We start from the raw sequence: 22,754 nt of genomic DNA on the forward strand, positions 1-22,754 counted from the left end.
GCGCGTCAGACGGTGACGTCCACGTGCTCTCCAAGGCCGCGCACGGCCACGGGAGACTCGGTCTGCGTCTGTCCGGCGTCCCGGCGTTCCTGCCGGGGAAGGGCGTCTGCCTGAGTGGCCGCAAGCTGTTGCCCGTCCTGCTGCATCAGGCGGGTCTGCTCCAGCACGTTCAGGATCCCCTCCGCGCCACCGGTGAACTGGTCTATCCGCATGGCGCACCTCCTTTGCGGGGGATGAGTCGCCCCGTATCCTTCCTATCGGCAGGTGCCCCGCTTTCCACAGGGGTACCCGTGAAAACGGATGCATTCCGCACCTGTCTTGCGTATCATCATTGCCAGCCATTGCAGCCATGCCGCCCGTTTCGCCGTACGGGGCACGGGCAGGCAGGACAGAACGCGACGGGTCGTGCCCACAAGGGAGGCAGCCATGCTCATGCCGCAGAACGAAGCCAAGTTCCGCTACTGTCCCTTTCTCAAGACCAGCGACGACAAGATGCGCTTCTGCGTCGGCGCCCAGTGCATGATGTGGCGCTACAAGCATCCCCAGCGCAACGGCGAAGGTGACGAAGGCTATTGCGGGCTGGCTGGCAAGCCCGCTGGCGCCATGTAGGCGCCCGACTCGACCGGACCCGACCCGACTCGACCGGACCCGACCCGACTCGACCGGAGCCGACAGGACCCGACATGAACCGGGCCCAGGCGCAGGTCCGGCCCCATGCCATGTCCAACCCCGGCCAGCGACAGCGCAGGGCGGGCCGCAAGAGCGCTTCCTTTCATCGTGTCCGCTGCACGGCACCCGTGCAGCGCATGCGGCACCCCACCAACGGGCACCCATCCATGAATACCATCCCGACCAAGGGAAATCGCGCCACCGCCTCGCGCAACCTGTTTTCGTACTTTCTCTTCCTGTTGCTGTTGCTGGCCTTGTGGCTGGCCTATCAACTGGTGGAATCCTTCCTGCACACCCTCATCCTGGGGGCGGTGTTCTCCGCCATCTGCTATCCTCTGCACCTGCGCTGCAAGACGCTGGTGCGGGGCAGCTCCATTGTTTCCGCACTGCTGGTGCTGACGGGGCTGGTGGTGTGCATCGTCATTCCGTTGTGCGTGTTCGTGGCCCTGCTGATTCCCCAGGGCATGCAGACGGTGACGGCCATCAACAAGTGGCTGAGCGGCGGGGGACCGGCGGCGTTGCTGTCGGAATCGAATCTGGAGCCGTGGCTGCAATGGGTGCGGGTGAACCTGCCGTTCATCGACCTGAGCCACATCGACTTCCAGACCAACCTGTTGCAGGTGTCCCGCACGGCAGGGCAGACGCTGATCCAGTGGGGCTCGTACGTGCTGGGGAACACCATGCTGTTCTTCCTGCACTTCCTTCTTCTGCTGCTGGTGATGTTCTTCATGCTGAAGGACGGCAAGCGCATGGTGGAGGGGGTGAAGTACCTGTGCCCCCTGCGCGAGGAACAGGAAGACATGATCATCCAGAGCCTGCGCCGGGTGGCCCGCGCCGTGCTGGTGGGAGGGCTGCTGGTGGCCGTGGTGCAGGGGGTGCTGGGAGGGCTTGGCATGGCCATCGTGGGCATGCCCGGCCTGTTCTGGGGCACGGTGATGGGCTTTGCCTCGCTGGTGCCGGTGGTGGGCACGGGGTTGGTATGGGGACCGGCTTCCATCTATCTGTTGCTGATGGGGCAATGGAAGGGGGCGGTGTTTCTGGTGCTGTGGTGCTCGCTGGTGGTGGCCGGGGCGGATTCCTTCCTGCGGCCCTACTTCATGCGCGGCAGTTCCGGTGCCTCGGTATTCTACATTTTCCTGTCCATCCTGGGCGGGCTGAAGACCTTCGGCATGGCGGGCATCATCTACGGCCCGCTCATTCTCAGCTTCACCATGGTCATGCTGAACCTGTACGGCGAGGAATACCGCGACATTCTGGCCCCGCAGACGGTGAATGGGGCCAATTGCCCGGTGCCGGACAGCGGGGCGGAAGGGGGCGGAGGCGCTGCAACCGCGTCGCCGGAAGGAAAGAACGGCGGATAGCGGCGGCTACCGGAATCCACCGGCCCGGAAACGCATGGATTCCGTACCCTCGTGCCCTTCTTGCCATTTTTCTAGGTTACCGGTAGGCGATGGACTGGGTGGGGCGCCGACCGCCCGCGGCGAGGGGGCAGTGCCGCGAACGCACCGGTGCCCGTCACGCTGACCTGCCCGCTGTCGTTGTCCGCGCATTGATTGCCGTTGCATGGCCTGCGCCGTGCGCATTGCGGAGCGCGGCCCGCCGGTACGTCCGGCCCTGTATCGCAAACCGTCGATGAGCCGGGTTTTGGCCCGCAGGGGGAGACGTGTTGCGCGAACCTTCCGGTGTACACACCATGCCCGGCACCGCCGGAGCGCACGCCGAGCCGCATGCCGATCCGGAACGCTCAGCCATGGCCGAGGCCATGGCCAGCCCGAACGCGCCCCGGCGGCCCTCGTTGTCGCCGCTGCCGCCTTCCCCCCGCGTGGCGGGCGATGGCCCCTTCGCCGGTCTGCCGGACCTGTCCGCCATGCTGGGCAAGCCCGCCCCGGACGCGTTGCAGGAAGAACCGGGCGCGCCGCCCGCGCCCGACACCTCCGGGGCGATTTCCACCACAGCCACCACCACGCAGGATTCCCCGTCCGTCGCTTCTGCATCGGACCCGCGCGGACCTGACCTGGCCTCATCCGGCAGGTTCTGGCCCCATGGAGACCTGGCCGCGCAGTTCGGCGCGGCGGGCATCGGCGTGTGCGTGTTCGACCCGGCGGGCCAGCTGCTGTACATGAACGGCCGCATGGCCGACCTGCTGGGCTGCGGCCCGGAAGGCATTCCTTCGTTGTTCTGCGCCCGTCTGGTGGGGATGGAAGGCACGGCGGACGTGCTGGCGCTGTTCCTGCGCGTGGCCTCCGGCCAGGACGAGGGCGGCAGCGTGCGCAAGCGCTTCCTGCGCGGCGATGGCGGCACCATGCTGGCCTCGGTCACCCTGTACGCGGTGCACGACGCCCTGGGCCTGCCGCTGCACGTGGTGCATCTGGTGCGCCCGCTGGAACGCCCAAATCGCACGGACCGGCCAGAAAGGGGCGGCGACCGGCCAGAGGCACTGGCCCGGCGCCGCTTCGACGACGTGCCCTTTCCCGTGGGCTGGTCCGCCACCGACGGCGCCCAGACGCCCGGCACCGCCCGGCCCGACCGCTATCGCGCCGCACTGCACCTCATCGCCCACGCCACCCTGCACGAAACCGACCCCGACAGCCTGGGGGCGGCCTTCACGCGCATCTTCCGTTCGCTGCTGCCGGGCGAGCCGCCGGAACTGGTGGTTTATCCCGGCGACGGCAGCCGCACCGTGTATTCGTCCGCCGAGGCTGCCGGGCGCAAGGATGCCGCGCCCCCGTGCGACCTTGCGGCGCGCGTGTACCTGCGCGGCGAGACCGTGCGCGTGGACGCCGACGAACTGCGCGAACTGGTCGAGCTTGGCGAATGCCTGCTGCCCGATCCCGTGCCCGCCCATTGGCTGGGCGTGCCGCTGCGCACCCGCACCGGAGAGGTGCTGGGGGCCATGGTGTGCCAGGTGGCGGGTGGGGAAGATGCCGAGAGGGGCGGCCCCGGTACTCTGCCAGTTCTATCTGTTCAGCCCGGTCAGCCCGGTCAGCCCGATCAGGCCGATCAGCCCGATCAGGCGGAACGGGCCAAACGGGCCAAACGGGCCGAACGCACGGAGCCGGTCGGCACGCAACCCCTGCCGCGTCCCGTACCCGCGCGGGTCAGGCCGGGTTTTTCTGCGGAGGATCGCCGCCTGCTGGAACTGGTGTCCGGCCACGTGGCCGACGCCCTGGCCGCCCGGCGTGATCTGGGCCGCCGCGCCCTGGACGAGGTGCGCTACCGCGCCTCGTTCATGGACGCCGTGGCGGGCATGGCCCTGCTGGATGCCGGGGGCAGGCTGCTGGCGGTGAACCGGGCCTTCGAGGCCGCCTTCGGCTATCCCGATGGCGTGCTGGCGGGCACGGACCTGCGCGACCTGTTGCCCCCGGACGTGGCCGGGCAGGCCCTGCGCGAGTTCGGCGGGCTGTGGCTTTCCGTGTCGGCCATCCGTGCGGCGGCGGGCATGGGCGAGACCGCCGGAGGCATGGTGGAGACCTCGTGGCCGTTCCTGCGGGCCGACGGTGAAAAGCGCTGGATGCAGCAGAGCCTGCGCATCCTGCCCGGCGAGGCGGGCCACCCCCCGTGCGCCCTGTTGCAGGTCACCCCGCTGGAGGGCGGCAACGGACGCGCCGGGCGCGACCCGGCCACCCGCGACGAGGAGCGCATGACCCAGACCGCCTTCCACGACGTGCTCACCGGCCTGCCCAACCGGGTGCTGCTGCTGGACCGTGTGGAAAGCGCCCTCAAGCGGGCCCGGCGTCACGATCATTACCGCTTTGCCGTGCTGTTCCTGGACATCGACCGCTTCAAGGTGGTCAACGAAAGTCTGGGCCATCGCGCGGGCGACGAGCTGCTGCGTCTGTTTTCCGACCGGGTGCTGCCCTGCCTGCGCGAGGTGGACACCCTGGCCCGCTGCGGCGGCGACGAATTTGCCGTGCTGCTGGACGACGTGGAGGACACCGCCGAGGTGGGCACCATCGTCGAGCGCATTCAGGACGCCCTGCGCACGCCGTTTCCGGTGCGCGACACCGAGGTGTACATGGCCGCCAGCATCGGCGTGGTGGTGCGTGCCCGGCAGTACGCATCCGCAGAGGACATCCTGCGCGACGCCGACCTTGCCATGTTCCGCGCCAAGGAATCGGGCAAGGGCCGCTACGAACTGTTCGACGAGGACGTGCCCTCCGCCGTCCCGGACAAGCTGCGCCGCGAAAACGAACTGCGCCGGGCCATGGAGCGCGGCGAGATAGAACTGTACTTCCAGCCCGTGGTTTCGCTGCGCACCGCCCGCATCACCGGGCTGGAGGCGCTGGTGCGCTGGAACCACCCGGACCTCGGCCTGCTGTCGCCGTCGGAGTTCATCCCCCTGGCCGAGGAATCGGGGCTGATCTACCACCTGGACCGGCACGTGCTGGAACTGGGCTGCGCCTCCGTGCGCGCCCTGCGCGAGCGGGCCGGGCCGGCGGCGGAATTCGCCCTGAACCTGAACATTTCCGCGCGCAGCTTCCGCCGCTGGAACATGGTGGAAAGCTATTCCGCCGTCATCCTGGAATCGGGCTGCAACCCGCTGGACGTGCGGCTGGAAATCACCGAAAGCCTGCTGCTGACCGGCGTGGACGCCGTTACCGACAAGCTGTGGAAGTTCAAGGAACTGGGCGTCTCGCTGGTGCTCGACGACTTCGGCACCGGCTATTCCTCGCTGAACTACCTGCGCCAGTTCCCCATGGACATGATCAAGATCGACAAGTCGTTCACCAGCCGCGTGCACGAGGAAAAGGCCGCCTACGGCATCGTGCAGTCCATCGTCAGCCTGGGCCGGGGCCTCGGCCTCGGCGTGGTGGCCGAAGGCATCGAACAGCCAGAACAGGCCGAGGTGCTGCTGGAACTGGGCTGCCTGTACGGGCAGGGCTTCCTGTACTCCCGCCCGCTGCCCTTCGATCGAACCGTCAAGCTGCTGGAACGCCGCTGCCCCCTGCCGCTTTCGGCGGGGTAGGGGGAAGCATCTGATCCTGAAAAGAGAACCGGGGAGGGGACCCTTTGCGGCAGCCGTTAGGTGAGCACGAAGTGCGAACCTTACGGATGGCGACCGCAGAGCGAAAAGGGTCTCCCTCCCCCGTTCGCTGTTTATTCTTTCGGAAACGCCAGCGGCAGCAGGTCGTCGATGTGGGCCACGGGGTGAACCTGGATGCGGCGCAGCAGATCTGCGGGAATGTCTTCCAGGTCCTTGACGTTCTGGCGCGGGATGATGACGTGCTGCATGCCGCGCGCCACCCCGGCCAGGATCTTTTCCTTGATGCCGCCCACGGGCAGCACGCGGCCGCGCAGGGTGATCTCGCCGGTCATGCACAGGTCGCTGCGCACGGGCTTGCCGGTGATGGCGGAGAGCAGCGCGGTGACCATGGTTACCCCGGCGGAGGGGCCATCCTTGGGGGTGGCGCCTGCGGGCACGTGGATGTGCAGGTCGAGCTTTTCCGAGAAGTCGGGCTCGATGCCCAGCTGTTCGGCGCGGCTGCGCGCGTAGGAGATGGCGGCCTGCGCGCTTTCCTTCATCACGTCCCCGAGCTGGCCGGTCATGGTCACGCCGCCCTTGCCCTTCATGGGGGTGACTTCCACGTGCAGCACCTCGCCGCCGTAGGGGGTCCAGGCCAGGCCCAGGGCCACGCCGGGCAGCAGTTCGGCTTCCTTTTCCTCGTCGATGAAGCGGGGCGCGCCCAGCAGCTTTTCCAGCATGCGGGGGGTGACCCGGAAGGGGCCCTTTTCGCCCTCAGCCTTGCGGCGGGCCACCTTGCGGCACAGCGAGCCGATTTCGCGCTCCAGATTCCGCAACCCTGCCTCGCGGGTGTAGCCGGTGATGATGCGCTCTATGAGCGCGTCAGGCACGGTCACCTCGCGCGGAGACAGGCCGTTTTCCTTGGCCTGGCGCGGCAGCAGGTAGCGGCGGGCGATGGCCAGCTTTTCCTGCATGGTGTAGCCGGGAATGGAGATGACCTCCATGCGGTCGCGCAGGGGCGGGGGAATGGTGTCCAACTGGTTGGCGGTGCAGATGAACATGACCTTGGACAGGTCGAAGGGCACGTTCAGGTAGTGGTCGCTGAACGAGAAGTTCTGTTCCGGGTCCAGCACCTCCAGCAGTGCCGATGACGGATCGCCCCGGAAGTCGGAGCCGATCTTGTCGATTTCATCCAGCATCAGCACGGGGTTGCGCGTGCCCAGCTGCTTCAGGCTCTGCACGATGCGCCCCGGCATGGCGCCGATGTAGGTGCGTCGGTGGCCGCGGATTTCCGCCTCGTCGCGCATGCCGCCCAGCGAGATGCGCTGGAACTTGCGGCCCATGGCGCGGGCGATGGACCGGCCCAGCGAGGTCTTGCCCACGCCGGGAGGCCCCGCGAAGCACAGGATGGGCCCTTTGGACTTGGGGTTCAGCTTGCGCACGCTGAGGTATTCCAGAATGCGGTCCTTGACCTTGGCAAGGCCCAGGTGGTCCTCGTCCAGGATCACCTTGGCCTTGTTGATGTCCAGCCGGTCGCGCGAAAGCTTGGCCCACGGCAGTTCCGCCAGCCATTCCAGGTAGGTGCGCACCACGGTGGCCTCGGACGAGTCGGGGTGCATGGAGGCTAGGCGGCGCAGTTGCTTGTCGGCCTCCTTGCGGACTTCACGCGGCAACCCGGAACGTTCCAGGGCGCGGGTGAGGTCTTCCAGTTCCTCGTCCTCGTTGCCCGATTCACCCAGTTCGCGGCGGATGGCCTTCATCTGCTCGCGCAGGAAGTAGTCCTTCTGGGCCTTGTCCATGCCCTCGCGCGCCATGCTCTGGATCTTGGCCTGCATGGACGCCACTTCCACTTCCTTGACCAGCTGCTCGTTGACCAGACGCAGCCGGGCGTCGGGGTCGGTGCATTCCAGGATGGCCTGCGCGTCGGAAACCTTCATGCGCAGGTTGGCGGCGATGAGGTCGGCAAGGCGGCCCGGATCGTCCACGGAATTGAGCACGGCCATGATGTCCGAGGTGGCGATGCCGCGCAGCGAAAGGATCTTTTCGCTCTGCTCGCGGGCGGCGCGCATCATGGCTTCCTGCTCCACCGTGGGCGGGCCCAGTTCCGGCTCGGGCAGGGTTTCCACGCGGGCGGTAAGGTAGCCGTCGCCCACGCCGAAGGATTCCACGCGGGCGCGGCTGATGCCCTGCACCAGCACCTTCAGCCGGTTGTCGGGCATCTTCAGCATGCGCATGATCATGACCACCGTGCCGGTGGGGTGCAGGTCTTCCGGCGCGGGGTCGTCCACCGATTCGTCGCGCTGGGTGCAGATCATCAGATAGCGGCTGCCGTTGAGGGCGGCGTCCACGGCCTGCACCGACTTTTCGCGGCCCACGAACAGGGGCAGGATCATGTAGTTGAACACCACCACGTCGCGCACGGGTAGCACGGGCAGTTCGTCGGGCAGCACGGGCAGTTCCGGACCTTCGGGCGTCTCCGAAGATTCGGAGCCGCCGGGATTGTCCGCGTCGGGGCCGCTCAGGCCATCGAAATCAAGGGCACGGGCATCGTCACCGGCGCGCGGCGGCGCGGACACGGCAACCTCGATGCCGGCGGTCTTGCCCGGAGCGGCCTGATCCGGTGCAACCTGCTCCGGGTCGTCCTGGGCGCCGGTCTGGACGGCGATGACGGTGACGCCATTTGCAGCGTCGGGCGCGGCGTCGGGGGCCGGACCGGAGGCCGCATCGGCGGCAGGGCTGGCGGACGCCGAGTCCTGCTTCTTTTGCGGCTTGCCGGTGGTTTGGCCGGATTCGTCGGGGGTGCCGTCGTCGTATATGTCGTCGGTCATGCGGGGTGCTCCTCGCGAGTCAGAATCGGATATGGAAATCTTGCAGGGGGGCGTTCTGTCCGTCCCGCGTGCCGGGCGCATCGGATGGTTGTCCGTCCACGGAATGCATGTTCAGGGCGTGCTCGTTCAGGGCCTGTTCTTCCACCCCGGTGACCCTGGCGAACATGGGGCCTTTCCACAGGGCCTCGCGCAGGGCGTCCATGCGCTCGTCCGGCCCCTCGGCTTCCAGTTCCACGCTGCCGTCGGGCAGATTGCGCACCCACCCGGCAAGCCTCAGGGCGCGGGCGGTGCGCCCGGTCCACGAGCGAAACCCCACCCCCTGCACCCGGCCGGTGACCCTGAATCGGCTGCGTGGCATGGGCGTGTGCTCCCGGTTTTGTCCGGCGTCGGCGTGCCGGGCGGTGTGCTGCGGGGGCGTCCTGCCTTGGAGGCGGCTGCCGCCAGTTCAGGTTTCCGCCAGATCGGGCCGTTGCCGGACGAGGTTTCTGCCGGATGGGGCTTCCGTCAGATAAGGCCGTCGTCCTTCAGGCTGTAGCAGGCGTCGTCGGTGACGATGACGTGATCCAGCAGGCGCATGCCGATGGCCTTGGCCGAAAGTTCCAGTTGCCGGGTGATCTCGATGTCTCCCGCCGACGGCGACGGATTGCCGCCGGGGTGGTTGTGCACCAGGATGATCGATGCCGCCTTGTGCCGCAGGGCCAGTTCCAGGATTTCGCGCGGGTACACGACCGATGCGTTCACCGTGCCGCGCGAGGCCCGTTCCCACGCCACCAGGCGGTTCTGGGTGTCCAGCAGGGCCACCCACACCTCCTCGTGGGGCGAGGCGGCCAGGCGCATGCGGGCCATTTCCGCCACCGCCTGCGGGCTGCCCAGCACCTCGCGCTCGCGGGCCGGGGTTTCCACGTAGCGGGCCATCACCTCGCGCAGCAGGGCCCAGAAATCCAGCATGGCCGGGCCGAAGCCCTTTACCCCCATCAGCTCCGAGGGGCGCGCGTCCAGCACGCCGCGCAGGCTGCCGAAGCGGGACAGCAGTTCCTTGGCCAGCGGCTTGGTATCGCGGCGCAGCAGCACGTGGCCCAGCAGCAATTCCAACACCTCGTAGTCGGGCAGGGCGGCGGGGTCGTTGCGCAGCCTGGCCCGCACCCGTTCGCGGTGCCCGTGGTAGTGGGGACCAGTGGTCATAATAAGCAGTCGTGCGTGGCGTGCAAGCCCGTTGTACGGGCGCGACCCACGGTTGCGGGACGGGCATGACCGGGTGCGACATGACGGGGCGCGGCATGCCGGGCGCCGCGAGCCGGGTGGGCGCCGCAGGGCGCAACGGCAGGGTGGGCGGTTTGGGGCAAGCGGGACATCATCCGTCAGTTCCTGTGCCCGCCCGGCGCATACGCCGCGGGACGGGGCCTGCCGGGGTGTCCCCCGCCCGCCTGACCGGGGCTGGCCGGGCCGGTACCGGTCGCGGCGCGGCGGCTGCGGGCAAACAGGGTGAACAGCCCTGCCACCAGCATTTCCATGGCCTGCTCGGGCGAGCGTTCGCCGCTCTTGATGCCCAGTTCCGCCTCCAGCGCCAGGTCCCATATCCGGGCAAGCCCGGCATGGCCCAACTGGCGCGCCAGTTGCTGCTTGGGCGGCAGTACCGAGGGGGGCAGACGCACCGGCTCGCCCGCCAGCAACTGCCACAGGATGCGCGTTTCGCGCAGCAGCATGCCCAGAAAGGGAAACAGCATGGAGTCGCCGCCCAGTCGGTCGCGCAGCACCTGGCGCCACACGGTCATGGGGGCGTTGCCCGCTTGCAGCGCCCGCATGAAGGCAAAGATGTCGATGTCCGCCGCGTGGTCCACCAGCGCGGCCATGGCCGGGGTAACCTCTCCGTCGCCAGCGGCCAGCGAGATTTTTTCCAGTTCGGTGGCGATGGCCGTGGCGTCAGGTGGAAGGGCGGCGCATACCGCCTCCAGCGCGCCGGGGGCAAAGCGGATGGCGCGCGAGGCGGCATGTTGGCGCACGAAGGTGGCCACGCCGCGCTCGTCCAGGCCCGGCGAACGCCAGATCCACTTCTGCGAATCCGCGAAGTCGAGGCAGCGCAGCTTGGCGATGTGGGCGGGCACCTTGGGCTGGCCCTTGTCGAAGGGGACCTCCAGGCACAGGAACGGCCATGCCAGCGGGTTGGGCTTGGCCAGGGCGGCGGAGATGCGCTTCCATGTTTCCGCGGGCAGGTTCTGGGCGTTGCGCACCACCAAGGCGCGCGGCGTGGCGAACAGCCCCTGGAGCGTCAGGTGTTCCCAGAAGGCGGGGGGCAGGGGCTCGTCGCCCCAGAAGGCCTGACGGTCCCAGGTCGCGGGCGCGGCCATGCCCCCAAGCGCGCCGGACATGGAAGCCGCAGCGGAATCGGCCCCCGTCGCGGGCGCTGCGGGCGGGTGCGCGGCCAGCAGCGCGTCGATGCGGTCGCGGGTCAGGCGGGCGTCGGGGCAGATGCAGATGGTGAAGCCGGGTCGGGTCATGCAGTCACCGTGGGGTTGCGGGGCGGCAACAAGAAGGCCCGAAGGGAACGCCTCCCCTCGGGCCGTTTATATCCGGGCCTTGGCCTGCGGTCTAGAAGCGCTGGCGCATCCTGTCCACCAGCCGTCGCACCAGTTCGACGCCCACCTTTTCGGCGGCATCGCGCTCGTTGTAGGTGTCGTACGAGTCGGAGTAGCTGACAAGCCCCGACTCCCAGACCACGGCGTTGGTGGCGCCGTCGTACACCGTGGCCTCTGCGCCCATGGAGGCGGTGTACAGCTGCGTCCTGTCGTCGGAGTCGCGCACGTCGCCGCGCAGGCGGAAGTAATGCACCCGCAGCTTGATCTCGTAGTCCGCGCGGCCCTCGTCCTTCCATACCGCCAGACTGCGCGCGCCTACTTCGTCGCGCAGGGAGGAACGCAGGATGTACGGCAGCCACGAGTACATGGTGGGGTTGTCCACGTTCTTGACCTTGAGGGTCTTGCCGCCGTCGCCGAAGATGCCGGTTTCCTCGCTGGTCAGGTGGTACCCCGCGCAGCCGGTCAGCGCGCTCAGCGCGGACAGGGCGGCCAGGGTGGCCAGCAGGGCCACGACCGGGAAAATGCGCGGCATGTGCCGCGTCATGCGGGACAGGAATCCGCCGTTGCGGCCCGCGCTGGGGCCAGGGCTCCTGAAGGACGCGGCGGCCATGGCTAGCCGACCACCACGTTGACGAGCTTGCCGGGAATGACGACGACCTTGCGCACGGTGACATCCTCCAGATGGCGGGCCACGTTGGGTTCCGACAGGGCGGCGGCCTCTATGGCCTTGGCGTCCGCGCCTGCGGGCACGCTGACGCGGCCGCGCAGCTTGCCGTTGATCTGGACCACGATGGTTTCCTCGTCACGGGCCAGGGCTTCCTCGCTCCACTGCGGCCACGGCTCGTCGGTGATGCGACCGGCGTTGCCGATGCTGGCCCACAGTTCCTCGGCGATGTGCGGAGTGATGGGCGAAAGCAGCGTGAGCACGGTGGCCACGGCGCTGGACAGCACCTTCCGTCCGCCCTCGTCGCCGGACAGTTCGTCCTTGGCCAGGTACAGGGCGTTGACCAGTTCCATCACCGCCGCGATGGCCGTGTTGAACTGGAACCTGTCGCTGATGTCCGCCCCGGCTTTGCGCACCGTGGCGTGTTCCTTGTTGCGCAGGTCCTTGCCCTGGGGCGTTGCCGCGTCCGCCGCCGTGGCAGAGCAGGCCTTGACCGGCAGGAGCACGCCGGAAAGTTCCTCGGCCAGGCGCCAGATGCGCCCGATGAAGCGGTAGGAACCCTCGATGCCCGAATCGCTCCAGTCGAAGTCGCGTTCCGGCGGCGCGGCAAACAGGCAGAACAGGCGCACCGTGTCCGCCCCGTAACGGGCGATCATTTCGGTGGGGTCCACCACGTTGCCCTTGGACTTGGACATCTTGGCCCCTTCCTTCAGCACCATGCCCTGGGTGAGCAGGTTGGCGAAGGGCTCGTCAAGGTCCATGTAGCCGCAGTCGCGCAGGGCCTTCACGAAGAAGCGCGAGTAAAGCAGGTGCAGGATGGCGTGCTCCACGCCGCCGATGTACTGGTCCACGGGCATCCAGTACTTGAGCGCGGCGGGGTCGAATGCGCCGTCGTCCTCGCTGGCGCTGGTGTAGCGCGCGAAATACCACGAGGACTCCACGAAGGTGTCCATGGTGTCGGTTTCGCGGCGGGCCTTGCCCCCGCATTTGGGGCAGGCGCATTCCGCGAATTCGGGGGTGTCGGGCAGGGGCGAGCGGCCATCCTCGTGGGTGCGCACTTCCAGCGGCAGCAGCACGGGCAGGTTCTCGTCCTTTTCGGCCACCACGCCGCAGGCATCGCAGTACACCACGGGAATGGGCGCGCCCCAGTAACGCTGGCGCGAAATGTTCCAGTCGCGCAGGCGGAAGTTGACGGTGCGGCGGCCCTTGCCGGAGGCTTCCAGCGAATCGGCGATCTTCTGCTTGGCGGCCTCGTTGGGCAGGCCGTCGAACTCGCCGGAATTGACCAGCAGGCCCGCCTCGGTCCAGGCGGCCTGCATGGCGGCGGTGTCCAGCGCGTCGCCTTCCGGCTGGATGACCACCTGCATGGGCAGGTCGTACTTGCGGGCGAATTCGAAGTCGCGCTGGTCGTGCGCGGGCACGGCCATGACCGCGCCGGTGCCGTATTCCGCCAGCACGAAGTTGGCCACCCAGATGGGCATGCGGCGCCCGGTGAAGGGGTTCACGCAGTAGGCGCCGGTGAACACGCCTTCCTTCTCCAGGTCGTCCGACTGGCGCACGATGCGGTCCATGTTGCGGATGCGTTCCACGAAGGCGCGCACCGCCGGGGCTTCGGGCTTTCCGTCAATGAGTTGTTCCACCAGCGGGTGTTCCGGCGCAAGGCTCATGAAGGTGGCGCCGAACACGGTGTCCTGCCGGGTGGTGAACACGGTGATGGAGCCGTCATTGCCCGATCCGCCGGAGCCCTCCAGCGGGAACACGATCTCCGCGCCGATGGACTTGCCGATCCAGTTGCGCTGCATGCTCACCACGCGCTCGGGCCAGCCCGCCTCCAGTTTGTCAAGGTCGGCCAGCAGTTCTTCCGCGTAGTCGGTGATGCGCAGGAACCACTGGGTCAGGTTCTTTTGCTCCACGGCGGAATCGCAGCGCCAGCACAGCCCTTCGATGACCTGCTCGTTGGCGAGCACTGTGTGGCACTTGGGGCACCAGTTCTGCGGGGCCTGCTTGCGGTACACCAGGCCCTTTTCAAAGAAGCGCAGGAAGAACTGCTGCTCCCAGCGGTAGTATTCGGGCGTGCAGGTGGCCAGTTCGCGCCGCCAGTCATACGAGTAGCCAAGGCGGCGCAACTGGGTGCGCATGTTGTCGATGTTGGAAAAGGTCCACTTGGCGGGATGGGTGCCGTGCTTGATGGCGGCGTTTTCCGCTGGCAGCCCGAAGGCGTCCCAGCCCATGGGGTGCAGCACGTTGAAGCCCTGCATGCGCTTGAAGCGCGCCACCACGTCACCGATGGAGTAGTTGCGCACGTGCCCCATGTGGATGTTGCCCGAAGGGTAGGGGAACATCTCGAGCACGTAGTACTTGGGCTTGTCGGAGTGGTGGTCGCAGTGGAAGGCGCCGCTTTCTTCCCAGGTGCGCTGCCATTTGATTTCGATGGACTGGTGGTCGTATTTCATGCCGCGTTCGGGTTTCATGCCGCGATGGTCCTTGTAGGCTGGTCCGTATGGATTGGTCCTTGTGGACTGGTCCGTGTGGGCTGGGCTGGGCCGGGTCCGCCTGCCGTGCCGCTGGTGGCCGGTGTCTGTTCCGGCCGCCGATGGGGCGGATGTCGGCGGTATCTGGTCCGGTATATGACCCGGCATCCGCTCCATTCTCTGGTCTGGCGGGCTCGCGCCCGCCGGGAAGACCGAGGGCGCGAGCCCGTCAGACCGTAGCCTTTCGGACGCGCGCCTTCAAGTGCCAATTGCGCATTCGCGGGGTGATTCCGGGCGGTTAAGCGCCGCAGAACTCCCCCGCCAGCACCGGGGCCTACTGCCCCTTGGGGGTTAGTCGGCCCGACTCCACGGCGCGGGCCACCGCGTCGAGAATGCCGTTGATGAAACCGCGCGAGTTGTCGTCGCCGAACTGCTTGGAAAGCTCGATGGCCTCGTTCATGGCCACCTTGGCGGGCACGTCGTCGCGGAACAGCATTTCGTACACGGCGATGCGCAGCAGCGTCAGTTCCACGCGGCCCATGCGCTCCACGCGCCAGTTCTGCGAAAAGCCGGACACCGCCTCGTCCAGTTCGCCCTGGGTCTTCCACACGCCGTGGATGACTTCCCACGCGTAGCCCTGCGGGGCGGTGGCGGGGGCTTGGCGGTCGGCCTTTTCATCCTCGGCGTTGCGGTCGGCCACATCGGGCGAGGCGGCATACGCCGCGCGCAACGCGCCTTCGCTGGTGGCCGGGGTAAAGCTGAGCCCGTACAACACCTGGAAGGCCAGCGCGCGCTCGCTGCGCCGGGTGGGTTTTTTGCCCTGGTTGGCCATGGGGTTACAGCTGCTCCATCACGCGCACGGTTTCCAGCACGGCGGCGGCGGCTTCCACGCCCTTGTTGCCAGCCTTGGTGCCCGCGCGTTCGATGGCCTGCTCGATGGAGTCGGTGGTCAAAAGGCCGAAGCCCACGGGCACGCCGGAATCGAGCGAAATGTGGGCCAGGCCCTTGGTGGCTTCACCGGCCACGAAGTCGAAATGGGGGGTGGCCCCGCGAATGACGGCGCCCAGGGCGATGATGCCATGGTAGCGGCCGCTCTTGGCCAGCTTCTGGGCCACGATGGGCATTTCGAACGCACCGGGAATGCGGACGATGGTCATGTCCTCGCGCTCGCAGCCGTGGCGGGCCAGGTAGTCCACCGCGCCGCCCACCAGGCGGTCCACGATGAAGTCGTTGAAGCGGGTGGCGATGATGGCGAACTTCAGGCCCTTGGCGTCGAACTGGCCCTCGATGGTCTTGACGTGCAGCATTGGGGGTCTCCTTTTCCGGCGGCGCGCCGGGGCGTGATATGGGGCCGTCCTCCGCCCGCGCCGGGCGTTGCCGGGCGCGGGCGGGGCGGTTGCGTGTCGGTTAGATTTCGGTCGGCGCGTCGTGGTGCTTCAGTTCGAGAAGATGGCCCATCTTCTCCTTCTTGGTGCGCAGGTACGTCTCGTTGAAGGAGCAGGATTCCAGCTCCACGGGGACCCGTTCCACCACCTCGATGCCGTAGCCTTCAAGGCCGATGATCTTCTTGGGGTTGTTGGTCATCATGCGCATCTTGCGCACGCCAAGGTCCACCAGTATCTGCGCGCCGATGCCGTAGTCGCGCAGGTCCGCCTTGAAGCCCAGCTTGTGGTTGGCCTCCACGGTGTCGTAACCCTGGTCCTGCAAGGCATAGGCGCGAATCTTGTTCGCAAGGCCGATGCCGCGCCCTTCCTGGCGCATGTACAGCAGCACGCCCTTGCCCTCGCCCGCGATCTGGCACATGGCCGCCGCCAGCTGGCCGCCGCAGTCGCAGCGCATGGAGCCCAGCACGTCGCCGGTCAGGCATTCGCTGTGCACGCGCACCAGCACCGGTTCGCCGGGGGTGATGTCGCCCTTGACCAGCGCCAGGTGGGTTTCGTCGTGCAGTTCGTTCTCGTACGCGATGACGCGGAATTCGCCGTACTTGGTGGGCATCTGCGCTTCGGCCACGCGCTTCACGGACAGCAGGCCCGACTGCATGCGGTAGCGGATCAGATCGCGGATGGTGGCGATCTTCATGTCGTGCTTTTTCGCGAACTCGATCAGGTCGGGCATGCGGGCCATTTCGCCGTCGTCGCGCATGATCTCGCAGATCACCGCCGCGCCCTTCAGTCCGGCCAGCCGCGACAGATCGACGCTGCCCTCGGTCTGCCCGGCGCGCACCATGACGCCGCCCTTCTGGGCCCGCAGCGGAAAGATGTGGCCGGGGGTCACCAGGTCTTCGGGCTGGGCCTCGTCGGCCACGGCAGCAAGGATGGTGGTGGCGCGGTCGGCGGCGGAGATGCCCGTGGTCACGCCCTTGCGCGCCTCGATGGACACCGTGAAGTTGGTGCCGAACTTCGAGCCGTTGCGGCGGGTCATCATGGGCAGTTGCAGCTTGTCCACCTGGGCCGGTTCAAGGGCCAGGCAGATCAGGCCGCGCCCGTGCGTGGCCATGAAGTTGATGATCTCGGGGGTGACGTGCTCTGCGGCGATGGTCAGGTCGCCCTCGTTCTCGCGGTCTTCGTCGTCCACGAGGATGATCATCTTACCCTTGCGGATTTCCTCGATGGCTTCCTCGGTCTTGCAAATGGGCATGGCTACCTCTGGATATGCGGCGCCGCCCCGTGCGGGCGCGGCGTTCTGGACATGGGTGAAGACCCGGCCCCGGCGTTCTGCGAAAACGCCTAGAAACCGTGTTCCTTCAGGAATTCCACGGTCAGCGCTCCACCCCCGCCGGAGCCGGAGGCAGCATGGCCCGTGGCGGATGCGCCGCCCTGCCATGCCGAAAGCATGCGCTGCACGTACTTGCCGATGAGGTCCGTCTCCATGTTCACGCGGACTCCGGGCTTCCACCCTGCGATGGTGGTGACCCGCTGCGTTTCGGGGATGACGTTGACCTCCAGAAAATCCGGGCCGCAATGATTAACCGTCAGGCTCACCCCGTCAAGAGCCACGGAGCCCTTGGGGATGACCTGGGGGCCGAATTCCTGCGGAAACTTCAGCCGGTAGCGGCGCGATTCGCCTTCTTCGCGCACCTCGGCCACGGTGGCCACGCAGTCCACGTGCCCCGCCACCATGTGGCCGCCCAGCCGGTCGCCCATGGCCAGCGCGCGTTCCAGGTTCACCCTGTCACCGGTCTTGAGGTCGGTCAGGGTGGTCAGGCGCATGGTTTCCGCAGAGGCGTAGCAGGTGTACCAGGCCGCGTCGCGGCTGCCGCCGTGGGTTTCCACGGTCAGGCACACGCCGTTGGCCGCGATGGATTCGCCCACCACGATGTCGGACAGCATGAACAAGGGCCGGATGCGCAGGCGGGTTTCCTTGCCCGCGCCCTCCACGGCCACGATGCCGCCCTGTCCCTGAATGATGCCGGTGAACATGAACACTCTCCGAGGCGGCGTGCCGCCGTTGTCTGAACGTGCCTACACCTTCTGGCGCAAGGTCACGATGATGTCATCCCCGCTGGGTGCGGTGTCGGCAACGCGCAGGCCCAGCGCATCGTCCATGCGCAGGGGCGCGCGACCATCGAACAGGGGCCGCGCCACGTTGTCGCCCAGCACCTTGGGGGCCAGGTGCAGTTCGAATTCGTGCACCAGTCCGGCTTCCAGCAGGGCCAGGCCCAACTGCCCGCCACCCTCGCACAGCACGTACAGGCAACCGGCCTCGGCACGCAACCGGGCCAGGCCCGCGCGCAGGTCCAACCCCGTGCCGCCGGAGCAGGTGGTGCCGTCCGTCCCGCTCTGCCCGTTCTGTCCGTCCTGCCCGTTCTGGGCGTCCAGGCCCGGCAGGCCCCACACCCGCGCGCCCACGGCGCGCACCGTGTCGGCTGCCGGGGATGCCGCCGCCGTCTCCGTGGTCCAGAAAAAGGTGTCCGCCGCCCGCTGTTGCAGCAGCGCAAGGTCGCCAGCCCGCGCGGCAACCTCGTCCATGCGCGAGGTGACGGCTACGGCCAGCGGCTGGCGGCACGGGGCGTCTGCTTCGTCAATACCGGCGCAGCCCCCTTGAGGGGCGGAGGGAAAGGCATCGGAAAAATCACCGCAGCGGGCGGTCAGCAGCGGGTTGTCGGCGAACAGGGTTCCGCCGCCCACCAGCACCGCGCCCCCGGCATGGCCCGCGCCCGCGCGGATGGCGTGCACCCGGCGGCGCGAGGCCGCGCAGCTTATCCACTGTGAATGGCCCGCGCGGGTGGCGATGCGCCCGTCCAGCGTGCTGGCCAGCTTCAGGATGACGTAGGGCAGGTCGGTCTTTTTCCAGGTGACGAAGTCGGCCACCAGATCGCGGCAGTCCTGCTCGCATACGCCCATATCCACCCGCACGCCGTGCTGGCGCAAAAATTCCGCGCCGCCCCTGGCCACCGGGTTGGGGTCGGCCATGCCCACCACCACGTGGCGGATGCCCGCCGCCAGCACCGCCTGCGAGCAGGGGGGGGTCTTGCCGTGGTGGTTGCATGGTTCCAGCGTGACCACCAGGGTGCAGGCTGCCGGGTCCACGCCATTGGCCGCCGCGTCACGCAGGCATTCCACCTCGGCATGGGGCATGCCGCAGGCCGTGTGGTAACCGCGCGCCACCACCTGGCCGTCGCGCACCAGTACCGCGCCCACAGTGGGGTTGGGCGCTGCGCGCCAGCGGCCCCGCCGGGCAAGGGCGATGGCCTCGCGCATGAAAATTTCAAACGGATGCGGCGCGGTCATGGCGCTACCTGCCCCCGCAGGCGCAGCCGCCGCCACAGCCCCCACCCTGATCGGGAGCCGGGGCATCCGGCGGCAGGCACGGGCCGCCCGTGCGCGGGGTGAAGGGCAGCACCTCGTAGTGCACGCCCGATTCGCGCAGCATGTCCTCGGCCAGTTGGTCGGGGTACGATTCCGCGTAGCGGATGGCCGTGACGCCGCAGTTGATGAGCATCTTGGTGCAGATCAGGCAGGGCTGGGTGGTGCAGTAGATTTCCGAACCGGCCAGCGAAATGCCATGGATGGCGGCCTGCACGATGACGTTCTGTTCCGCGTGCAGCCCCCGGCAGATTTCGTGGCGCTGGCCCGAGGGCACGCCAAGCTGGGTGCGCAGGCAGCCCACGTCCAGGCAATGTGCCACGCCCGAGGGCGCGCCGTTGTAGCCCGTGGCCAGGATGCGCTTGTCCTTCACCGCGATGGCGCCCACCTTGCGCCGGGTGCAGGTGGAGCGCTCGGCCACGAGGTAGGTGATCTCCATGAAGTACTGGGGCCAAGGCAGGCGGGACAGCGCGGACATGGGTACCTCTGCGGCTGGGGTATGCACGGTGACGCCACAAGGTGCCTTTTGGCCCGTGCCTGCGTCAGGCAGCCTTTTCCATGCCGTCGCGTACGGCAAGCGTACGTTCCGTCATGCAAAGGCGTCCTTCCTCGGCAGGGTCCAAGAATCCTTCTTGTGCCGACACCTCGCCCGGCAGCCCCACCGCGTGGAAGAATGGTGGAAGTGCCGTGCTCGGGTAAAAAACGGGAAGTGAGCCGTGTCAAACACCGGGGCGGTTGTCCGCCCCGGTGTCGTCAGATCGTCGATGGCGCTGTCGCGGGGCCTACCAGGCGAACAGCGGGAACTGCCGCGCGAAGACTTCCACTTCGCGGCTGATGGCCGCAAGGCGGGTCTCGTTGTTCACGTTGGCAAGGGCGTCCACGATCCAGGCGGCCACCTTTTCCATTTCCGCTTCCTTCATGCCGCGCGTGGTCAGGGCGGGGGTGCCCAGGCGCACGCCGGAGGTCACGAAGGGCGAGCGGGTCTCGAAGGGCACGGTGTTCTTGTTGGCGGTCATGCCCGCCTTGTCCAGCGCGTGCTCGGCGTCCTTGCCGGTGATGTCCTTGGACGTCAGGTCCATGAGCATCAGGTGGTTGTCGGTGCCGCCGGAAACCAGGTCGTACCCGGCGGCGGTCAGGCAACCGGCCAGCGTGACGGCGTTCTTCACCACCTGCTTCTGGTAGTCGGCAAAGGTGGGGCGCAGCGCCTCGCCGAAGGCCACCGCCTTGGCCGCGATGACGTGCATCAGCGGGCCGCCCTGAATGCCGGGGAATATCTGGCTGTTCAGGGTCTTGGCGTTGTCCTCGTCGGACAGGATCATGCCGCCGCGCGGGCCGCGCAGGGTCTTGTGGGTGGTGGTGGTGGTGAAGTGGGCCTGCCCGATGGGCGTGGGATGCAGGCCGGTGGCCACCAGGCCCGCGATGTGGGCCATGTCCACCATCAGCTTGGCGCCAACCTCGTCGGCAATGGCGCGGAAGCGGGCAAAGTCGATGGTGCGCGGGTAGGCGCTGGCACCGGCCACGATCAGGGCGGGCTTGTGCTCGCGGGAAAGGGCGGCCACTTCGTCGTAGTCGATGTAGCCGGTTTCCTTCTTCACGCCGTAGAACACCACGTTGTACAGGCGGCCGGAAAAGTTCACCGGGCTGCCGTGGGTCAGGTGACCGCCGTGCGAAAGATTCATGCCCAGGATGGTGTCGCCCGGCTTCAGGCAGGCGAAGTACACGCCCATGTTGGCCTGGCTGCCGGAATGGGGCTGCACGTTGGCGTAGCCGCAGCCGAAGATGGCCTTGGCCCGGTCGATGGCCAGGTTTTCCGCGATGTCCACGAATTCGCAGCCGCCGTAGTAACGCTTGCCGGGGTAGCCTTCGGCGTACTTGTGGGTCAGTACGCTGCCCTGGGCCTGGCGGACGGCGGCGGAGACGAAGTTCTCGGACGCGATGAGTTCGAGTTTGCCGGTCTGACGTTCGATTTCAAGAGTGACCGCGCGACCCACTTCCGGGTCTTGAATCAGCAGTTCGTCCATGGTTCGCCTCCGTGAATGGTTGTGGTCGCGCGGCGTCGGTATGCCGCGCGACCTCTGGAAATATCGTTCTCCCGTGTCCGGTTGGGGCGGGAGATGTTCTGCAAGCCTCCGGCGGGCAGGGGGCCAAGCCCCCTGCACCCCCGTTCAGGCAAGCGGGTTCGGACAGTGTCCGATGTCAGGCAGGACTGCAAACGTGCGGAGCGCGAGGCGGGGACGAGGAAAAAAGCCTTTTTGCGGAAGAAGTGTGCGGCAGCCGTTAGGTGAGTCTTCGAACCTTACGGATGGCGACCGCAGCGCGCTCTTCGGTATTCGACTGGAGCAAAAAGGCTTTTTGACGACGTAACCGACCGCGATACGTGCGTTTGCGCGGTTACCCCTTCCAGCGCTTGTACAGCATGCAGCAGTTCGTCCCGCCGAAGCCGAACGAATTGCACAGCACGTATTCGGGCTGGTAGTTTTCCGAGCCGTCCGCCATGTAGTTCAGGTCGCATTCCGGGTCGGGCGTTTCGCGGTTGATGGTGCCGGGGATGATGCCGGCGTGCAGCGCCATGACGCTGAACACGCCTTCCATCCCGCCCGCGGCGCCCAGCAGGTGCCCGGTCATGGACTTGTTGGCCGTGATGCGGATGTTCTTGGCATGGTCGCCGAACACCTTCTTGATGGCCTTGGTTTCGCACAGGTCGTTGAGGTGCGTCGAGGTGGCGTGGGCGTTGATGTGGTCCACGTCCTCGGGGCGGATGCCCGCCTCGTCGATGGCGGCGCGCATGGCCTGCGCCATGCCCAGGCCGTCCTCGTGCGGGGCGGTCATGTGATAGGCGTCGCCGGAGGCGCCGTAGCCCACCACTTCGGCGTAGATGGTCGCGCCGCGCGCCTGCGCCGATTCCAACGATTCCAGCATCAGGAAGCCGGAGCCTTCACCGATGACGAAGCCGTCGCGGTCCTTGTCGAACGGGCGCGACGCCTTGGCCGGGTTGTCGTTGCTGGCGGTGGACAGCGCCTTCAGCGCGGTGAAGCCGGAAACGCCCATGGGCGTGATGGTGGCTTCCACGCCGCCGGTGATGACCGCGTCGCAGCGGCCCATGACGATGTCGGTGTAGGCGTAGCCGATGGCATGCTGGCCCGACGCGCAGGCGCTGGTGGTGACCAGGTTGGGCCCCTTGGCCCCGGTGAAGATGGAGACCTGGCCCGGCGCCATGTTGGAGATCAGCATGGGGATCATGAACGGCGAGACGCGGTTGGGCCCGGATTCGACGAGCTTGGAATGGAAGACCTCGATGGTTTGCAGCCCGCCAAGGCCCACGCCCAGCAGCACGCCCACGCGGTGGGCGTTGGAATCGTCGATGACGAGGCCGGAATGCTCGACGAGCATCTTGCCGGTGGCCACCGCGAACTGGACGAAGCGGTCCATGCGCTTGGCCTGCTTGGCCGGGATGTACTTCTCTGGGTCGAAGCCCTTGACCTCGCCGGCGATGCGCGAGGTGTACTCCGAAGCGTCGAAGTGGGTGATGGGCCCGATGCCGGACTTTCCGGCCACCAGATTCTCCCAGCTTGTCGCAAGGTCGTTACCAAGGGGGGTGATGGCCGCAAGGCCGGTCACGACGACACGCTTTCCGGTCATTAAGTGTACCTCTTGGCGGTAGTGGGCCGAACCCGCGCAAACGGGATGGATGTGGAACGATGGCGAGCGGTTGCGCGCCGTCGGCGTGGTTCCGGCCGTGCGGAGGAAAAGCGCGAGAGCGTCTTATGACCTCGTCATAAGA

At 67.6% G+C, this 22,754-nt stretch carries 18 protein-coding genes; 3 read left to right on the plus strand and 15 right to left on the minus strand.

Annotated features, from left to right (window positions below; all coding sequences use genetic code 11):
• Window positions 1–5: 5 nt before the first annotated feature.
• A complete protein-coding gene (locus tag K6142_RS04230) occupies window positions 6–212 on the minus strand; it encodes a hypothetical protein (protein ID WP_015946697.1) in 207 nt (68 codons plus the stop codon).
• 214 nt (window positions 213–426) lie between these two features.
• On the opposite strand from K6142_RS04230, the gene K6142_RS04235 reads away from it, so the two are divergent.
• The 3 genes from K6142_RS04235 to K6142_RS04245 all read left to right on the plus strand — a co-directional run bounded on the left by K6142_RS04235 (window position 427) and on the right by K6142_RS04245 (window position 5,635).
• Window positions 427–609 carry a hypothetical protein gene (locus tag K6142_RS04235; protein WP_015946698.1) on the plus strand — a complete coding sequence of 61 codons (183 nt, stop codon included), beginning with the start codon at window positions 427–429 and terminating at the stop codon, window positions 607–609.
• Between the two features lie 227 nt (window positions 610–836).
• Window positions 837–2,030 carry an AI-2E family transporter gene (locus K6142_RS04240; protein WP_190244518.1) on the plus strand — a complete coding sequence of 398 codons (1,194 nt, stop codon included), beginning with the start codon at window positions 837–839 and terminating at the stop codon, window positions 2,028–2,030.
• A gap of 302 nt (window positions 2,031–2,332) precedes the next feature.
• On the plus strand, window positions 2,333–5,635 hold the full coding sequence (locus tag K6142_RS04245; RefSeq protein WP_190244519.1) for an EAL domain-containing protein: 3,303 nt from the start codon (window positions 2,333–2,335) through the stop codon (window positions 5,633–5,635).
• Between the two features lie 131 nt (window positions 5,636–5,766).
• On the opposite strand, the gene lon is transcribed toward K6142_RS04245, so the two are convergent.
• From lon to fabF, 14 genes are all read right to left on the minus strand, one after another.
• Window positions 5,767–8,460: an endopeptidase La gene (lon, locus tag K6142_RS04250; RefSeq protein WP_190244520.1), complete on the minus strand. Its 2,694-nt coding sequence runs from the start codon at window positions 8,458–8,460 to the stop codon at window positions 5,767–5,769.
• A gap of 19 nt (window positions 8,461–8,479) precedes the next feature.
• The gene (locus K6142_RS16535) at window positions 8,480–8,818 is read right to left on the minus strand and encodes an acylphosphatase (RefSeq protein WP_190244521.1); all 339 of its coding nucleotides are present in this window, start codon (window positions 8,816–8,818) and stop codon (window positions 8,480–8,482) included.
• 146 nt (window positions 8,819–8,964) lie between these two features.
• On the minus strand, window positions 8,965–9,642 hold the full coding sequence (radC, locus tag K6142_RS04260) for a RadC family protein (RefSeq protein WP_015946703.1): 678 nt from the start codon (window positions 9,640–9,642) through the stop codon (window positions 8,965–8,967).
• A gap of 176 nt (window positions 9,643–9,818) precedes the next feature.
• A complete protein-coding gene (locus tag K6142_RS04265) occupies window positions 9,819–10,955 on the minus strand; it encodes a DNA polymerase III subunit delta (RefSeq protein WP_190244522.1) in 1,137 nt (378 codons plus the stop codon).
• 91 nt (window positions 10,956–11,046) lie between these two features.
• Window positions 11,047–11,565: an LPS assembly lipoprotein LptE gene (lptE, locus tag K6142_RS04270; RefSeq protein WP_190244523.1), complete on the minus strand. Its 519-nt coding sequence runs from the start codon at window positions 11,563–11,565 to the stop codon at window positions 11,047–11,049.
• A gap of 80 nt (window positions 11,566–11,645) precedes the next feature.
• Window positions 11,646–14,150 carry a leucine--tRNA ligase gene (leuS, locus tag K6142_RS04275; RefSeq protein ID WP_190244536.1) on the minus strand — a complete coding sequence of 835 codons (2,505 nt, stop codon included), beginning with the start codon at window positions 14,148–14,150 and terminating at the stop codon, window positions 11,646–11,648.
• Window positions 14,151–14,502: 352 nt separating this feature from the next.
• Window positions 14,503–15,000 (minus strand): transcription antitermination factor NusB, encoded by a 498-nt coding sequence (gene nusB / locus K6142_RS04280; protein ID WP_190244524.1) that lies wholly within the window; start codon window positions 14,998–15,000, stop codon window positions 14,503–14,505.
• Between the two features lie 4 nt (window positions 15,001–15,004).
• The gene (ribE, locus tag K6142_RS04285; protein ID WP_015946709.1) at window positions 15,005–15,475 is read right to left on the minus strand and encodes a 6,7-dimethyl-8-ribityllumazine synthase; all 471 of its coding nucleotides are present in this window, start codon (window positions 15,473–15,475) and stop codon (window positions 15,005–15,007) included.
• A 100-nt stretch (window positions 15,476–15,575) separates the two neighbouring features.
• Complete coding sequence (locus tag K6142_RS04290) at window positions 15,576–16,805, minus strand: bifunctional 3,4-dihydroxy-2-butanone-4-phosphate synthase/GTP cyclohydrolase II (RefSeq protein ID WP_015946710.1); 1,230 nt, start codon at window positions 16,803–16,805, stop codon at window positions 15,576–15,578.
• An 89-nt stretch (window positions 16,806–16,894) separates the two neighbouring features.
• Entirely contained in the window at window positions 16,895–17,587 is a 693-nt protein-coding gene (locus K6142_RS04295; RefSeq protein WP_190244525.1) for a riboflavin synthase, read from the minus strand.
• A 42-nt stretch (window positions 17,588–17,629) separates the two neighbouring features.
• Window positions 17,630–18,898, minus strand: coding sequence for a bifunctional diaminohydroxyphosphoribosylaminopyrimidine deaminase/5-amino-6-(5-phosphoribosylamino)uracil reductase RibD (gene ribD, locus K6142_RS04300; protein WP_190244526.1), 1,269 nt, complete (start codon window positions 18,896–18,898; stop codon window positions 17,630–17,632).
• A 4-nt stretch (window positions 18,899–18,902) separates the two neighbouring features.
• The gene (locus tag K6142_RS04305) at window positions 18,903–19,442 is read right to left on the minus strand and encodes a deoxycytidylate deaminase (RefSeq protein ID WP_223290306.1); all 540 of its coding nucleotides are present in this window, start codon (window positions 19,440–19,442) and stop codon (window positions 18,903–18,905) included.
• A 313-nt stretch (window positions 19,443–19,755) separates the two neighbouring features.
• Window positions 19,756–20,994 carry a serine hydroxymethyltransferase gene (gene glyA / locus K6142_RS04310; protein WP_190244528.1) on the minus strand — a complete coding sequence of 413 codons (1,239 nt, stop codon included), beginning with the start codon at window positions 20,992–20,994 and terminating at the stop codon, window positions 19,756–19,758.
• Window positions 20,995–21,364: 370 nt separating this feature from the next.
• Complete coding sequence (fabF, locus tag K6142_RS04315) at window positions 21,365–22,612, minus strand: beta-ketoacyl-ACP synthase II (protein ID WP_190244529.1); 1,248 nt, start codon at window positions 22,610–22,612, stop codon at window positions 21,365–21,367.
• Between the last annotated feature and the right edge of the window lie 142 nt (window positions 22,613–22,754).

It is taken from the genome of Nitratidesulfovibrio sp. SRB-5, from assembly GCF_019931275.1.
Taxonomy (GTDB): Bacteria; Desulfobacterota; Desulfovibrionia; order Desulfovibrionales; family Desulfovibrionaceae; genus Cupidesulfovibrio.

Excerpts from the sequence above, each read along its gene's own strand:
- K6142_RS16535 (WP_190244521.1), bottom strand. The coding sequence starts at position 8,818 with ATGCCACGCAGCCGATTCAGGGTCACCGGCCGGGTGCAGGGGGTGGGG.
- K6142_RS04290 (WP_015946710.1), bottom strand. The coding sequence starts at position 16,805 with ATGCCCATTTGCAAGACCGAGGAAGCCATCGAGGAAATCCGCAAGGGT.
- lptE (WP_190244523.1), bottom strand. The coding sequence starts at position 11,565 with ATGCCGCGCATTTTCCCGGTCGTGGCCCTGCTGGCCACCCTGGCCGCC.
- leuS (WP_190244536.1), bottom strand. The coding sequence starts at position 14,150 with ATGAAATACGACCACCAGTCCATCGAAATCAAATGGCAGCGCACCTGG.
- fabF (WP_190244529.1), bottom strand. The coding sequence starts at position 22,612 with ATGACCGGAAAGCGTGTCGTCGTGACCGGCCTTGCGGCCATCACCCCC.
- K6142_RS04265 (WP_190244522.1), bottom strand. The coding sequence starts at position 10,955 with ATGACCCGACCCGGCTTCACCATCTGCATCTGCCCCGACGCCCGCCTG.
- K6142_RS04240 (WP_190244518.1), top strand. The coding sequence starts at position 837 with ATGAATACCATCCCGACCAAGGGAAATCGCGCCACCGCCTCGCGCAAC.
- ribE (WP_015946709.1), bottom strand. The coding sequence starts at position 15,475 with ATGCTGCACGTCAAGACCATCGAGGGCCAGTTCGACGCCAAGGGCCTG.
- glyA (WP_190244528.1), bottom strand. The coding sequence starts at position 20,994 with ATGGACGAACTGCTGATTCAAGACCCGGAAGTGGGTCGCGCGGTCACT.
- K6142_RS04295 (WP_190244525.1), bottom strand. The coding sequence starts at position 17,587 with ATGTTCACCGGCATCATTCAGGGACAGGGCGGCATCGTGGCCGTGGAG.
- radC (WP_015946703.1), bottom strand. The coding sequence starts at position 9,642 with ATGACCACTGGTCCCCACTACCACGGGCACCGCGAACGGGTGCGGGCC.
- lon (WP_190244520.1), bottom strand. The coding sequence starts at position 8,460 with ATGACCGACGACATATACGACGACGGCACCCCCGACGAATCCGGCCAA.
- K6142_RS04230 (WP_015946697.1), bottom strand. The coding sequence starts at position 212 with ATGCGGATAGACCAGTTCACCGGTGGCGCGGAGGGGATCCTGAACGTG.
- K6142_RS04235 (WP_015946698.1), top strand. The coding sequence starts at position 427 with ATGCTCATGCCGCAGAACGAAGCCAAGTTCCGCTACTGTCCCTTTCTC.
- nusB (WP_190244524.1), bottom strand. The coding sequence starts at position 15,000 with ATGGCCAACCAGGGCAAAAAACCCACCCGGCGCAGCGAGCGCGCGCTG.
- ribD (WP_190244526.1), bottom strand. The coding sequence starts at position 18,898 with ATGACCGCGCCGCATCCGTTTGAAATTTTCATGCGCGAGGCCATCGCC.